The organism is Pseudomonas sp. S2_H10, assembly GCF_054668285.1.
The window spans coordinates 4,989,764-5,004,315 of sequence record NZ_CP162754.1; the positions used below are offsets into that span (position 1 = coordinate 4,989,764).

General features: G+C 60.8%; 13 protein-coding genes. 5 read left to right on the forward strand and 8 right to left on the reverse strand.

Annotated features, from left to right (window positions below):
- Positions 1-39: 39 nt before the first annotated feature.
- Positions 40-822 (forward strand): class I SAM-dependent methyltransferase, encoded by a 783-nt coding sequence (locus AB4O16_RS22335; RefSeq protein WP_460155832.1) that lies wholly within the window; start codon positions 40-42, stop codon positions 820-822.
- A 132-nt stretch (positions 823-954) separates the two neighbouring features.
- On the opposite strand, the gene AB4O16_RS22340 is transcribed toward AB4O16_RS22335, so the two are convergent.
- A complete protein-coding gene (locus tag AB4O16_RS22340; RefSeq protein WP_160389905.1) occupies positions 955-1,599 on the reverse strand; it encodes a TetR/AcrR family transcriptional regulator in 645 nt (214 codons plus the stop codon).
- Between the two features lie 93 nt (positions 1,600-1,692).
- Here AB4O16_RS22340 and AB4O16_RS22345 point away from each other — a divergent pair, with 93 nt between their 5' ends.
- The 3 genes from AB4O16_RS22345 to AB4O16_RS22355 all read left to right on the forward strand — a co-directional run bounded on the left by AB4O16_RS22345 (position 1,693) and on the right by AB4O16_RS22355 (position 6,848).
- Entirely contained in the window at positions 1,693-2,793 is a 1,101-nt protein-coding gene (locus AB4O16_RS22345) for an efflux RND transporter periplasmic adaptor subunit (protein ID WP_460155833.1), read from the forward strand.
- A 6-nt stretch (positions 2,794-2,799) separates the two neighbouring features.
- Entirely contained in the window at positions 2,800-5,865 is a 3,066-nt protein-coding gene (locus AB4O16_RS22350; RefSeq protein ID WP_460155834.1) for an efflux RND transporter permease subunit, read from the forward strand.
- 701 nt (positions 5,866-6,566) lie between these two features.
- Entirely contained in the window at positions 6,567-6,848 is a 282-nt protein-coding gene (locus tag AB4O16_RS22355; RefSeq protein ID WP_160389912.1) for a DUF6124 family protein, read from the forward strand.
- A gap of 110 nt (positions 6,849-6,958) precedes the next feature.
- Here the strand turns inward: AB4O16_RS22355 and AB4O16_RS22360 are convergent, their stop codons facing one another.
- The 4 genes from AB4O16_RS22360 to plsB form a co-directional block, all read right to left on the reverse strand.
- Positions 6,959-7,726, reverse strand: a complete 768-nt coding sequence (locus tag AB4O16_RS22360; RefSeq protein WP_460155835.1) for a hypothetical protein — start codon at positions 7,724-7,726, stop codon at positions 6,959-6,961.
- A 109-nt stretch (positions 7,727-7,835) separates the two neighbouring features.
- The gene (locus AB4O16_RS22365) at positions 7,836-8,525 is read right to left on the reverse strand and encodes a DUF4197 domain-containing protein (RefSeq protein WP_160389913.1); all 690 of its coding nucleotides are present in this window, start codon (positions 8,523-8,525) and stop codon (positions 7,836-7,838) included.
- Between the two features lie 27 nt (positions 8,526-8,552).
- Positions 8,553-8,954 (reverse strand): YbaY family lipoprotein, encoded by a 402-nt coding sequence (locus AB4O16_RS22370; RefSeq protein WP_160389914.1) that lies wholly within the window; start codon positions 8,952-8,954, stop codon positions 8,553-8,555.
- A gap of 51 nt (positions 8,955-9,005) precedes the next feature.
- Positions 9,006-11,510 carry a glycerol-3-phosphate 1-O-acyltransferase PlsB gene (gene plsB, locus AB4O16_RS22375; protein ID WP_160389915.1) on the reverse strand — a complete coding sequence of 835 codons (2,505 nt, stop codon included), beginning with the start codon at positions 11,508-11,510 and terminating at the stop codon, positions 9,006-9,008.
- Positions 11,511-11,745: 235 nt separating this feature from the next.
- Here plsB and AB4O16_RS22380 point away from each other — a divergent pair, with 235 nt between their 5' ends.
- Positions 11,746-11,955: a cold shock domain-containing protein gene (locus tag AB4O16_RS22380; RefSeq protein ID WP_007954750.1), complete on the forward strand. Its 210-nt coding sequence runs from the start codon at positions 11,746-11,748 to the stop codon at positions 11,953-11,955.
- A gap of 137 nt (positions 11,956-12,092) precedes the next feature.
- Here AB4O16_RS22380 and AB4O16_RS22385 read toward each other — a convergent pair whose 3' ends face one another.
- The 3 genes from AB4O16_RS22385 to dapE all read right to left on the reverse strand — a co-directional run bounded on the left by AB4O16_RS22385 (position 12,093) and on the right by dapE (position 14,506).
- Entirely contained in the window at positions 12,093-12,470 is a 378-nt protein-coding gene (locus tag AB4O16_RS22385) for a hypothetical protein (RefSeq protein ID WP_160389916.1), read from the reverse strand.
- Between the two features lie 75 nt (positions 12,471-12,545).
- Complete coding sequence (locus AB4O16_RS22390; protein ID WP_160389917.1) at positions 12,546-13,355, reverse strand: putative RNA methyltransferase; 810 nt, start codon at positions 13,353-13,355, stop codon at positions 12,546-12,548.
- Positions 13,355-14,506: a succinyl-diaminopimelate desuccinylase gene (gene dapE / locus AB4O16_RS22395; RefSeq protein ID WP_160389918.1), complete on the reverse strand. Its 1,152-nt coding sequence runs from the start codon at positions 14,504-14,506 to the stop codon at positions 13,355-13,357. The genes AB4O16_RS22390 and dapE overlap by 1 nt, the downstream gene beginning before the upstream one ends.
- Between the last annotated feature and the right edge of the window lie 46 nt (positions 14,507-14,552).

Below are 14,552 nucleotides of genomic sequence, written 5' to 3' on the forward strand. Positions count from 1 at the left end.
AGTTTTTGCCGATCATTAATTTTTTGAGCGTGTTTTCCGATGATTGATCAACCTGCCGCCTGCCGCATCCATGTCCAGGCCCTGGACGCGGCTTTCGAGCCACAAGCCGAGCAATGGGCCGAGCGCCTGGGCTTGCCGATGCAAGTGGCGGACGGCGAGTTTGCCTTGCAGGTGGGCGAGCAGGGTTTGCAGCTGCAACAGCTGGGGCCGGATGCGCCGGGGCCGGTGCGGGTGGACTTCGTCGAGGGCGGGGCGGCCCATCGCCGGTTGTACGGTGGCGGCAGCGGGCAGATGATCGCCAAGGCTGTCGGCGTCGCCCAAGGCGTGCGCCCGCGGGTGCTGGATGCCACGGCGGGGCTGGGCAAGGATGCGTTCGTGCTGGCCAGCCTCGGTTGCGAGATGAGCCTGATCGAGCGTCAGCCGCTGATCGGCGCCTTGCTGGAAGATGGCCTGGCCCGAGGTGCGGAAGATTTTGACGTGGCGCCGATCGTGGCGCGCATGCGCTTGCTCAAGGGCAACTCGATCGAGGTGATGCGCAACTGGGAGGGCGAGCCCCCGCAGGTGATCTATCTTGACCCGATGTTCCCGCACCGCGAGAAAACCGCGCTGGTGAAGAAGGAAATGCGCCTGTTCCGGCCGCTGGTGGGCGATGACCCGGATGCGCCGGCATTGCTCGAAGCCGCGTTGGCGCTGGCCAGCCACCGGGTGGTGGTCAAGCGTCCGCGCAAGGCGCCGTGCATCGAAGGGCCGAAGCCGAGTCATGCGCTGGATGGCAAGTCCAGTCGGTATGACATTTATCCGAAGAAAGCTTTGAAGCCTTAAGACCGAGTCGCCTTCATCGCGGGCAAGCCACGCTCCCACAGGTTTTGTGCCGGGCCCAAGACTTGGGATCACCTCGGACCCTGTGGGAGCGGGCTTGCCCGCGAAGGCGTCAGATCAGCCAGCCAATATCTGTCAGGCCTGCTCCGGCCGATACGCCCGCATAAACAACCCCACCACTTCGCGCACATGACTCTCGGCGGCCTCGTCGTCCAATGGCTCGCCACAGCCGAAGAGCAGCCGGAAATTCGCTGCGCCCTTGAGCAGGCAGAAGAAGTGTTCTGCTGCATTGTGCGGTTTGTCGATGCTCAATGCGCCGCTTTCGTTGACCTTGCTCAACAAGCGTTCCATACCGTGCAGCATGCGCTGAGGCCCGGCCTCGAAGAAAATCAGTGAGAGTTTCGGGTCCTGACTGCCCAAGGCCATGATCAAGCGGTGCAGGTTCACTGATTCATCACTGTTGATCAGGTGATGAAAACCGCGTGCGATGTTCAGCAGTACGGTTTCCACGGCCACGCCTTCCGGCAGTTCGAAGAACAGCGTCGGCAACTGCTCCTCGCACTTGGCCATCACCGCAGCGGAGAACAGCGTCTCCTTGTCGTTGAAGTGGCTATAGACCGTCAGCTTTGACACACCGGCTTCGGTTGCAACGGCATCCATGCTGGTATTGGCATAACCCTTACTCAGAAACAGCGTTTTCGCCGCATCGAGAATCGCCTGGCGCTTGACCAGATCCTTGGGTCTGCCTGGGCCATTGGGTGCTGAAAGATTGTTTGGCATATTCGTTTTTATTACTGGACTGGTGAGTTTGCTATTAATAACATACTGCTCAGTATAATTATTCCAAGCACCATTAGCGAAAGGTCCTTCACCATGTTCCGCTATGCCTTGCCCCTCGCGTTGCCAGTCACCCTGGCTTTTTTATTGTCTGCGTGTGGTTCCGAGGAGGTGCCGCAGGTCAGCGTGCGCCCGGCCATGGTGGTCCAGCCAGAGCCTTCGGCACAGGCCATGGAAAGTTATCCCGGTGAAGTGCGCGCGCGTTACGAGCCGGATCTGGCGTTCCGCATCAGCGGTAAGGTCAGCCGACGACTGGTCGAGGAAGGGCAGCGGGTCAAGGCCGATCAACCCTTGGCCGAGCTCGATCCGCAGGACGTGCGCCTGCAGCTGGAGGCCACACGCGCTCAGGTCGCTGCCGCCGAAGCCAATCTGAGCATGGTGCGCGCCGAGCGGGATCGCTATAAAACCCTGATGGAGCGTCAGCTCGTCAGCCGTTCGCAGTACGACAATCACGAAAACCTCTACCGCTCCGGTGAAGCGCGCCTCAAGCAGATCAAAGCCGAATTCAACGTTTCCAATAACCAGGCCAGCTACGCCGTGTTGCGTGCGCCGCAGGACGGCGTCGTGGCCAAGCGTCTGGTGGAAGTAGGGCAAGTCGTGGCTGCCGGGCAAACGGTGTTCACCCTGGCAACCGATGGCGAGCGTGAAGTGTTGATCAGCCTGCCGGAGCAGAATTTCGGCCGCTTCAAGGTAGGTGAACCGGTGTTTGTGGAGCTCTGGACTCAGCCCGGCCAGCGTTTCGAAGGGCGCATCCGTGAGCTGTCGCCGTCCGCCGACCCCAAGTCGCGTACCTTCGCGGCGCGCATCGCCTTCACATCCGGCAAGGTTGCGGTGGAGCTGGGCCAGAGCGCCCGAGTGTTCGTGCAGGCCGCCGACGTGGTGCCACTGTCCGTTCCGCTGTCTGCGCTGACGGCGGAAAACGGCGTGACCTATGTCTGGGTCGTCAGCGCCAACAACACCTTGAAGAAAACCCCGGTGCGCGTGGGTGCCTTCGGCGAGAAAAGCGTACCGGTGCTCGAAGGGCTCAACGCCAGTGACTGGTTGGTGGCCGCCGGTGTCCATGTGCTTCTCGAGGGGCAGCAGGTGCGCCCGGTGGATCGCTCCAATCGCGTGGTCAATCTGGCGGACAAGGAGTAAGCCCCGATGCGCTTCAACGTTTCCGAATGGGCGCTGCGTAATCGCCAGATCGTGCTGTTCCTGATGCTGTTGCTGGCCATTGTCGGCGCACTTTCCTACACCAAGCTCGGCCAGAGCGAGGATCCGCCGTTCACCTTCAAGGCCATGGTGATTCGCACCAACTGGCCGGGTGCGACTGCCGAGGAAGTTTCGCGCCAGGTCACCGAGCGCATCGAAAAAAAGCTGATGGAAACCGGCGAGTACGAACGCATCATGTCGTTCTCCCGCCCCGGCGAATCCCAGGTGACCTTCATTGCCCGCGACTCCATGCACTCGGTGGAGATCCCGGAGCTGTGGTATCAGGTGCGCAAGAAGATCAGCGACATCCGTCATACCCTGCCACCGGGAATTCAGGGGCCGTTTTTCAACGACGAATTCGGCACCACCTTCGGCAATATCTACGCCCTGACCGGTGAGGGTTTCGACTACGCGGTGCTCAAGGACTACGCCGACCGCATCCAGATCCAGCTGCAGCGGGTCAAGGATGTGGGCAAGGTCGAACTGCTGGGATTGCAGGACGAGAAAATCTGGATCGAGCTCTCCAACGTCAAGCTTGCCACCCTCGGTTTGCCGCTGGCGGCCGTCCAGCAAGCCCTTGAAGAGCAGAATGCGGTGTCCACGGCAGGTTTCTTCGAAACCAGCAGCGAGCGATTGCAGCTACGGGTGACGGGGAATTTTCAGACGGTCGACGAGATCAAGAACTTCCCGATCCGCGTCGGTGATCGCACCTTCCGCATTTCCGATGTGGCCGATGTGCGGCGTGGTTTCAATGATCCACCGGCACCGCGCATGCGCTTCATGGCGCAAGATGCCATCGGCCTGGCGGTGGCGATGAAGGACGGCGGTGACATTCTGGTGCTGGGCAAGGCGCTGGAAGTCGAATTCGCCCGCATCCAGAAAAACCTCCCCGCCGGCATGGAGTTGCGCAAAGTCTCCGACCAACCGGCGGCGGTGAAAACCGGTGTCGGCGAGTTCGTGCAAGTGCTGGTCGAGGCGCTGGCCATCGTGTTGCTGGTGAGCTTCTTCTCCCTCGGCGTGCGCACCGGCATGGTGGTGGCCCTGGCGATTCCGCTGGTGCTGGCGATGACGTTTGCCAGCATGTACTACCTGGGCATCGGCCTGCACAAGATTTCCCTTGGCGCATTGGTACTGGCGCTGGGCTTGCTGGTGGACGACGCGATCATCGCCGTGGAAATGATGGCGATCAAAATGGAACAGGGTTTCGACCGGGTCAAAGCCGCGAGTTACGCCTGGACCAGCACCGCGTTCCCGATGCTCACCGGTACGCTGATCACCGCGGCCGGCTTCCTGCCGATCGCCACGGCGCAATCGGGCACGGGTGAATACACCCGTTCGATCTTCGAGGTGGTCACCATCGCGCTGCTGGCGTCGTGGGTGGTCGCGGTGGTGTTCGTGCCGTACCTCGGGGAAAAACTCCTGCCGGACTTGGCGAAGATTCACGCGGCCAAGCACGGTGCCGGCCAACCCGATCCGTATGGCACGCCGTTTTACCAGCGCGTGCGAAATCTGGTGGAGTGGTGCGTGCGCTGGCGCAAAACCGTGATCGCCGCGACCGTGGTGTTGTTCATCGCGTCCATCGTGCTGTTCAAGTTTGTCCCGCAGCAATTCTTCCCGGCATCGGGTCGCCTGGAATTGATGGTCGACCTGAAACTGGCCGAAGGCGCTTCGCTGAGCAACACCGCCGACGAGGTCAAGCGCCTCGAAGCGCTGCTCAAGGACAAGGCCGGGATCGACAATTACGTGGCCTATGTCGGCACCGGTTCGCCGCGTTTCTACCTGCCGCTGGATCAGCAACTGCCGGCGGCGAGCTTCGCCCAGTTCGTCGTCCTGGCGAAAACCATCGAGGAACGCGAAGCCCTGCGCACCTGGTTGATCGCAACCCTCAACGAGCAATTCCCGGCGCTGCGCTCGCGGGTCACGCGCCTGGAAAACGGTCCGCCGGTTGGCTACCCGGTGCAGTTCCGCGTGACCGGGGAGCACATCGAGGAAGTGCGGGCGCTGGCGCGCAAGGTCGCGGCCAAGGTTCGCGAGAACCCGCATGTGGTCAACGTCCACCTGGACTGGGAAGAGCCGAGCAAGGTGGTGTACCTGAACATCGATCAGGACCGCGCGCGGGCGCTGGGCGTGAGCACGGCGAACCTGTCGAAGTTCCTGCAAAGTTCGCTGACCGGTTCCAGCGTCAGCCAGTACCGCGAAGACAACGAGTTGATCGAGATCCTGTTGCGCGGCACCGTGCATGAGCGCACCGAGTTGTCATTGCTGCCAAGCCTGGCGGTACCGACCGATAACGGTCGCAGCGTAGCGCTGTCGCAGATCGCGACCCTGGAGTACGGCTTTGAAGAGGGCATCATCTGGCACCGCAATCGCCTGCCCAACGTGACGGTGCGTGCCGACATCTATGACAAGCAGCAACCGGCGACGCTGGTGCAGCAGATCATGCCGACCCTCGATCCGATCCGCGCTGAATTGCCCGATGGCTACTTGCTGGATGTCGGCGGCACGGTGGAAGATTCGGCGCGTGGGCAGAACTCGGTGAAGGCCGGGGTGCCGTTGTTCATCGTGGTGGTGCTGACCTTGCTGATGCTGCAGCTGCGCAGTTTTTCGCGGACGGCGATGGTGTTTCTGACGGCGCCGCTGGGGTTGATCGGGGTGACGCTGTTTCTGTTGGTGTTCCGTCAGCCGTTCGGGTTTGTCGCGATGCTGGGGACTATCGCGTTGTCCGGGATGATCATGCGTAACTCGGTGATTCTGGTGGATCAGATCGAGCAGGATATTGCCGCCGGGTTGAAGCCTTGGCAGGCGATCATCGAGGCTACGGTTCGGCGGTTTCGGCCGATTGTGCTGACGGCTCTCGCTGCTGTATTGGCGATGATTCCGTTGTCGCGTAGCGTGTTTTTCGGGCCGATGGCGGTGGCGATCATGGGGGGGTTGATTGTTGCGACTGCGTTGACGCTGCTGTTTTTGCCTGCGCTTTATGCGGCTTGGTTTCGGGTCAGGAAGGAGACCGTTTGACTGGGTGTATATCCATTTCTTGGGTAACGGCGGCTTATGGTTTCGCCCTTACGGCGAGTCCCTTTTGTCAAACGACACAAAAGGAACCAAAAGGTCTCGCCCCTTGCGTACGGCCCCTCGCTTAGGCTCGGGGTTCCTTCGCTCCGGCATTCATCCGGGGGCATCGCCCTCCGGTTGGCTTCGCTGGCACCTACATGCGATGAGTTCGACTGCGTCGAACGGCGCTGCGCGCCCATCCCCGGATGAACACCTCCACTCAGCCTCCCGAGGGGGCGGGTGGATCAAGATCAAGAGCTGCAGGCGAGCTAACGCTCGGCCTGAAGAGTGGTGAAGAGCAGTGGGTGTACGCCGATCCTCTGTAGGAGCTGGCTTGCCAGCGATGGCGGCCTCACAGCCAACCAATCTCTTGCAGGCATACCCGGATCAACTGTAGGAGCTGGCTTGCTAGCGATGGCGGCCTGCCAGCCAACCAATTCCTCACAGATGTACCCAATCCCCTGTAGGAGCGGGCTTGCCCGCGAAGGCTGCCCAACAGTCAACAATGTTTATCGCCAATGCCAACCATTCAGACCATTCCCACAAGACTTTCAGCTTGCCCGTCGGAATCACGATCTCTAGCCTTTGCCCGTTCGCTGCCAATTCAGCGACCGGGACTGCAAGCCCGCGAATAGTCGTTAGGCGCCTACTTTGGGAGCTTCGCAATGATCAAAGACAGTCCTGATAACTCTGCCTCCGAATCCGAAAAACAAACGAAAACTTCAAACCGCCCCTGCCCAATTTTCACCATCCGCCAAGGCGTCGATTCCGAAACCCTGCTGGTCCATGCCTATGAAACCCTCGCTTCAGCCAATGTAATGGCAACCGAATTGTCGTCCATCCTGACCGGTCCAACCTGCAATCTGGTGCTCGGTATTCAGCAGATGATTGTCCTGGCACAGCTATCTGTGAACGGTGTGCTGGATCATCTTGAATCGCCGCAATAACACAACGAAAAAGCCCGCTGAACCTGTGAAGGTCAGTGGGCTTTTGGTTGTTGCCGACGCCTGTGACATGAAATAAGTGGATCTTGCGTCAAGTGTCGATCCGCAGGCTTTTAGGTAGAGGCACCGAAACCTGGAAGATTAACAACATCATTAGGCTTCAGTATCAGCTTCGCTGGATGAAGTCCCAGCGACAGTTGGCGCGGGCCATAGGTCTCAAATGAGCCGACCAGCGTGTAAAGTCGGCCCGGTTTGATCATGGACGGGTCATATTTCAGATAGAAATTAGGTTCCCCGGTCAAGCCGACTCCTTCACACACAAGGGCCTCGTCGTTCTCATCGCTAACGGGTTCAATCAGCTTTACATACAGTTTCGAGTCGGCAGGGTAACCGATCCTCGGCATCCAGGTCTTTTCCACGGCGATGTAGCCCACGGGGCTCAAGTAAATGTCTGCATCGTGATCCCCTCCTGCCCAGTGGAATTCTCGATCTATATCCAGCAAGAGCGCGGTGTTCTGGTGGGAGATTTTTACGTTGATGACATAGCGACTTCCGACGGCATTCAGGTTTGAATCGACACTGATATCGAAATTGATCGGACGTGCCGAGGGTAGTGTATTACTGCCCCATATGCCGTGAAGGATCGGCACAGTTCTGTCGGTAATGTTTTGTACTTTGACATTGATGTCGCAGCCTTCCGGTACTTCGTAGTCCGGAGGAAAGTGCAAGAGCGCGTTGATTCTATGTTGCGTCATAATGATTTCCTTATCCGTTGGTTCGTCGAAATGACGAGCGCTGAGCGTATCCCCAAAGCAATCAAGCTTTGGTAGGAAAAACTCTCTGTGAGAAGGCGAATCGCAGACGGAATTGATCGGAAACATCCTTGTTTCCGGGAAAGGCGAAGGTCAGTTAAGTTCGACAAAACCCGCCGCATCTTCACTGCTATGCAGCGCACCGGTTCAGGCTTGCTACCACAGCGGTTCTCGGGGCTCAGAGCGTACCAAACACCTTCTTCGCCAAACTGGTCGCCGCAGCCGCCGGGTTCTGGCGGATGGTTTCTTCCTGTTTGCCGATCATTTCGAACAAGCCATTCAGCGCTTGCTCGGTAACGTAGTTTTCGACGTTGGCGTTCTTCGCATCCACGACACCCATGGTCGCCGCTTGGCCGGCGAAGGAGTTGTATTGTTGGGCCAGGCCAACCTTGTCGGTGGCTTGCTTGACGATGGGCAGGAATTTGGCGCGAATCTGTTCGCGGCTGGTCTTGTTCAGGTATTGGGTGGCCGAGTCGTTGCCGCCGCTGAGGATGCCCTTGGCGTCTTCCACGGTCATTTTTTTCACGGCATCGACGAGGATCGGCTGGGCCTGGGTCACGGCGGTTTCCGCCGCCTTGTTCATGCTGGTTTCCAGTTCATCGACCTGGTCACCCATGCCGAACTGCTTCATTTTGCTGGCGACTTTACCCAGTTTGCCCGGCAGTTCGATTTTCACGTCGGGGTTGTTGCTGAAGCCGCCCGGGGTGCCGAGTTGTTTCACGGCCAGTTGCGCGCCTTGGGTCAGTGCGTCCTTGAGTCCGCCGGTGGCGTCTTTCTGCGACAGGTCGCTGAGGGACAGCGCCAGGGCGCTGGCAGAAATCATCAAGCCTGCACACAGGCCGGCGAAACGAAGGGTAGGGCGGAACATGGCAACTTCCTTTTTCGAAAAAGACACTTAGTAGCGGGCCGGGTCGACACGGACCTTCAGTGGTTGTGGATCGGTACCGTCCAGGCGCACGGCATGATTCTCGGTGGTGATGAACATCAGTTTGCCGTCGACTTCAATGCGCGCGCTCACCGAGTAACGGTGGTTGGGCTCTACCTTCAGCGGGTCGTAGTTGAGATGGAAGGCCAATGGCACCTGGCCTTGGACCTGGCCGCGCTGTTCGTCGATGACCTTCGCCGGGGCATCGGCGAGTGAGATGTCCTGCAGGCTGACGCTGAGGATCGCGGTCGGTGGCAGGGCGATGCGTTGCAGGTAGAAGACTTCGCCATCGAGGGAGGCCTTGGGCGCCGGTGTCGGGTGCTGGCAGGCTGTCAGCAGGACGGCGGCTGCGATAAGTGGCAGTTTTTTCATGGGGGGATCTCCGTATCGAGGGCATCAGAACCGACTGGCGCCCTGATCAATTTAGACGGTTTCGACCGGGGGAGCGGGTTGGTCCGCCGCATCTTCACTGCGATGCACCGCCACCTGACGGATCGACAGACGAATATCCGCCGGCAACACCCGTTTGGCCGCGCCTTCAGCCAGTTCGCCGAGCAGTTCGTGATAGCTCAACTTGCCCGCTTCATCGCGCTTGAGCACTTCGAGGTCGAGCATCGTCTGGATGAAGTGGCGGAACAGGCTCTTGTCGAAGAACTCCGGGGCGTTCAGGCCGTGCAGGATCGACAGGCGCTGGGCCATGACCGTGCACAGGTCTTCCAGTTCTTCGGCGCTGATGCTGTTCTGGCCGCTGTTGAGCAGCAGGGACACGGTCATGTAGAAGCGCTGCAGGGTCTGGGCGATGCTTTTCGACAGCAGGGTCAGCAACACGAAATGCCGTGAGCTTGGCGCCGGGCGCAGGTACACGTTGTTCTCGAAACGCAGCAGGCCTTGCTCGACGAACGCTTCCAGCCACTGGTCGATCACCGCATCGAGTTCGTCCAGCGACCAGCGAATGAACAGCTCCGCTTGCAGGTACGGATACAGCGCGCGGGTGTAGCGCAGGATCTGTTCGCGGCTCATGCGCGAGGCGCTCTGGAAGAAGCTCGCCAGCAACGCCGGCAGGGCGAAGATGTGCAGCACGTTGTTGCGGTAGTAGGTCATCAGGACGGCGTTCTGCTCGTCCAGATACAGGATCTTGCCCAAGGCATCGCTCTGCTCGGACAGCAGGTCCATGTCCTTCACATGCTCGATCAGCGCGCGGCCGTCACCTTCCGGCAGGGTGGTGTGCGGCGAGTACGGCACTTTGCGCAGCAACGCCAGATACAGGTCCAGCACCCGCGCCATGGCACGGTCGTCCAGGGCCAGGCGGCTGGTGGACAGCAGCGCCAGGGCAACGAGGTTGACCGGGTTGATTGCCGCCGCTTCGTTCAGGTGCTGCGCAACTTTCTCGCCGAGGCGGTTGGTGGTCTCGTTGAGCCAGGCCGGCCTGAACTGCGGGCCGAGTTCCTGTTGGCGCCAGTCCGGCTGTTCGCTGTCGAGGAATTCCGCCAGTTTGATCGGCTCGCCGAAGTTCACTGCCACCTGGCCGAAGCGCTGCTTGAGTGCGCCGATGACTTTGAAAATATCGAAGATCGATTCTTTCTTCTTGGCTGCGCCGCGCAACTCGCCAAGATAGGTTCGACCCTCCAGTACGCGCTCGTAGCCGATGTACACCGGCACGAAGACGATCGGCATGCGCGACGAACGCAGGAAGCTGCGCAGGGTGATCGCCAGCATCCCGGTCTTCGGTTGCAGCATGCGCCCGGTGCGCGAGCGGCCACCCTCGACGAAGTACTCCACCGGGAAGCCCTTGGTGAACAGGGTGTGCAAGTATTCGTTGAACACCGAGGTGTACAGCGGATTGCCCTTGAACGTGCGGCGCATGAAGAAGGCGCCGCCGCGACGCAGCAGGCCGCCGATCACCGGCATGTTCAGGTTGATGCCGGCGGCGATGTGCGGCGGGGTCAGGCCGTTGCGGAACAGCAGATAGGACAGCAGCAGATAGTCGATGTGGCTGCGGTGGCACGGCACGTAGATCACTTCGTGACCCTGGGCGACCTTCTGCACGCCTTCGATGTGGTTGACCTTGATGCCGTCGTAGATCTTGTTCCAGAACCAGCTCAGCACCACCTCCATGAAACGGATCGCCGTGTAGGTGTAGTCCGAGGCGATTTCGTTGCCATAGCGCAGGGCCTGGGCCTTGGCTTTTTCCGGGGAGATGTTCTCGCGCTCGGCTTCGTCGAGGATCGCTTGCTTGACCATCGGCTGGTTCAGCAGGCCCTTGACCAGGTTGCGCCGGTGGGAAATGTCCGGGCCGATGACCGCAGCCTTGAGGTTGCGGAAGTGCACCCGCAGGATGCGTTGGGCCATGCGCACGGTGCGCTCGTGGCCCTTGTTGTGGTCGATCAGTTCGCGCAGGTGGATCGGTGCGGAGAACTGCACGCGGGTCTTGCGCCCCAGGACGATGATGCTCAGCAGGCGACGCAGGCGCCCGGTAACGGCCCAGCTGTCGGCGAACAGGAGTTTCCACGGGCTGTTTTCGCTGTCCGGCGACTGGCCCCAGAACACGCTGACCGGAATGATCTGCGCGTCTTCGGCGGCGTTCTGGCTCAGGGCACTGACCAGGCGGGTCAGGGTCGGCGGCGCGCCGCGCTTGTCCTGGCGGCCGAGCCAGTCAGGGTCCGGCGTCAGGTAGAAGAACGCGGCAGGTTCCAGCAGGTTGCCTACCGATACCGGCAGTACCGGCCGCGGCAGGCCGGCCTTGCTGCATTCGGTGTCGACCACGGCGAGGTCGGTCAGCGAAGGGTTTTGCAGGACGTAGAACACCGGACGACTGCGGTCGAGGTTGAGGGTGAACGACGACTGGTTGATCGTCTCCGAGCGAACCCAGAGGTACAGCAGTCGGCGCAGGGTGCCAAACACAAGACGGCGGAACGGGGAGCGGGTCATACGGCTTCTGCATGAGTGAATAAAACCGAGCGTTTGCTCGGGAGGCCGATAGTGTGCCGTATTCGCTTAAAATCGGCAAAAAAGCACCGAAGTAATCTCCTGTTGAGAGTTTTAACGTCTGTCATATACTCGGCCGTCTGCTGTCGGTGCCCTTTTAGGGACGTCGCACGCAGAAAGACGTTCCCGAGGCTTTCCTGCGAAAAGCCCGATCAATAATAAAAAGGAGTATGAACAAATGGCAACACGCGAAACCGGCAACGTGAAGTGGTTCAACGACGCCAAGGGCTACGGCTTCATTCAGCGCGAGGACGGGGTGGACGTGTTCGTGCACTACCGCGCCATTCGTGGCGAAGGCCACCGTTCGCTGACCGAAGGCCAGCAGGTTGAATACGCAGTGGTGGAAGGGCAGAAGGGGTTGCAGGCTGAGGATGTGGTGGGGTTGTAACCAGAATCTTCAGAACACCCAAAAACACTGTGGGAGCGAGCTTGCTCGCGATGAGGTCCTTTCAGCCAACGTAGATGTTGAATGTAAGTCCGCTATCGCGAGCAAGCTCGCTCCCACAGGTTTTGTGTATTGCTTTGTTATGCAGTTTTCCAGGTGATTTCTTCTTCACCGTCAGCGCTGATGCGAATCCAGCGGTCTGCTGTCTCTTCGCCTTCTTCCTCGACCCACGTTCCCGGTGCGCAACGCACTTCGACGTTGAGCGCGGCAAACGCAGCGCGGGCGCAGGCGATGTCGTCTTCCCACGGGGTTGCGTCGCTTTCCAGGTACAGGCTGTTCCACTTTCCTACGGCTTTTGGCAGCCAGGTCACCGGGACGTTGCCGGCCTTGCACTTGTACGTCTGGCCTTTCTGGATCCAGTCGGTGCACGGGCCCAATGCCGCAGCGAGCCAGGCGGAAATGGCTTTGTGGTCGACGTCGGCGTCTTTCAGGTAAATCTCGATATCGGGTTGGCGCATGGATGTCCTCACTGCGTGTCTGAAAAATCCATTCGCGGATTTAGCCGGTTTCGGGCATTCGCCCGGAACCAAAAGTTATTGAAGAACGAAATAATCGTAGCGCATTGATACGGTGGTCTCGAACGGCTCGGCCTGTTCGATAACCGCTGTCCGGCGCTCGGCACTGGCACGCCAGCCGTGGGGCGTCATCGCCAGCAGGTTGGCGCGGTCCTGCGGCTTGTCTAGCGTCAGCTTGAACGTCAACGTCTCGCTGTGGGCCAGCGCCATGCCTTTCGGCACCAGGTCCAGGTGCTTGTCGTCAATGTACTCGCGGACCTCGTCGTACAGCCGCTCGCGCAGTTCCATCAGGTGGCCGCTGGTCGGCCCGACTTTCATCAAGCCGCCGCCGACGCTGAGCAGGCGCTTGGCCTCGTCCCAGTCCAGCGGGCTGAAGACGCTCGCCAGGAACTGGCAGCTGCCGGAAGCCAACGGCACCCGCGCCATGCTGGCGATCAACCAGGTGAGCTTCGGGTTGCGTTTGCAGGCACGTTTGACCGCTTCGCGGGAGATGTCCAGCGCGTAGCCGTCAGCGTCCGGCAAGGCATCGGCGATCTGCGCGGTGTAGTAACCCTCGCCGCAACCGATATCGACCCAGCGCGCTGGCGCGTAACCGGCTGCGAGCTCGGCCAGACGCTTGGCCACCGGCGCGTAATGGCCCGCGTTCAAGAAGTCGCGGCGAGCCTCGACCATCGCCTGGTTATCCCCAGGGTCGCGGCTATTCTTGTGCTGCACCGGCAACAGGTTCAGGTAACCCTGGCGCGCGCGGTCGAACCGATGCCCGGCGGGGCAGGCCACGCCGTTGTCCACCGCATTGAGCGGCTCACTGCAGATCGGGCACGCAAGCATCAGGCGAGCAACTTGATCAGGGTCTGGTAGTAGATCTCGGTCAGCACGTCGAGATCGGCGGCCAGCACGCGTTCGTTGACCTGGTGGATGGTCGCGTTGACCGGGCCCAGCTCGACCACTTGGGTGCCCATGGTCGCGATGAAGCGGCCATCGGAGGTGCCACCGCTGGTGGACGCCTTGGTGTCACGGCCGGTGATGTCCTTGATGCTCGCCGACACCGCGTCGAGCAGCGCGCCCGGTTCGGTGAGGAACGGCAGGCCGGACAGCGCCCAGTCGATGTGCCAGTCCAGGCTGTGTTTTTCGAGGATGTCGGCGACGCGCTTTTGCAGGCCTTCGACGGTCGACTCGGTGGAGAAACGGAAGTTGAACACCGCCACCAGGTCACCGGGGATCACGTTGGTCGCACCGGTGCCGGAGTTGACGTTGGAGATCTGGAAGCTGGTCGGCGGGAAGAAGTCGTTGCCGTGGTCCCAATGCTCGGCAGCCAGCTCGGCCAGTGCCGGGGCAGCGAGGTGGATCGGGTTCTTCGCCAGGTGCGGGTAAGCCACGTGGCCCTGCACACCGCGCACGGTCAGTTTGGCGCCGAGGGAGCCGCGACGGCCGTTCTTGACCACGTCACCCACCAGGGTGGTGCTCGACGGTTCGCCGACGATGCACCAGTCCAGACGCTCCTTGCGCGCGACCAGGCGTTCGACCACGGCTTTGGTGCCGTGGTGCGCCGGGCCTTCCTCGTCGCTGGTGATCAGGAAGGCGACCTTGCCTTTGTGATTCGGGTAGTCGGCGACAAAACGTTCGGAGGCGACGGTCATGGCGGCGAGGCTGCCTTTCATGTCGGCGGCGCCACGGCCGCAGAGCATGCCGTGTTCATCGATCAGCGCGTTGAACGGCTCGATCTGCCAGGCCGCCACCGGGCCGGTCGGGACCACGTCGGTGTGGCCGGCGAAGCACAGCACCGGACCGTCGTCCTGGCCGTGGGTGGCCCAGAAGTTATCCACATCCTCGATGCGCATCGGTTCCAGGGTGAAACCGGCATCGCCCAGGCGCTGCATCATCTGCTTCTGGCAATCGGCGTCGAGCGGCGTCACGGACGGACGGCGGATCAGGTCGATGGCGAGTTGGAGGGTCGGCGAAAGGTCGGCGTGGGCCGTCATGGAAAACTCCGGAAGCTGTAAATGTGTAGGAGCGAGCTTGCTCGCG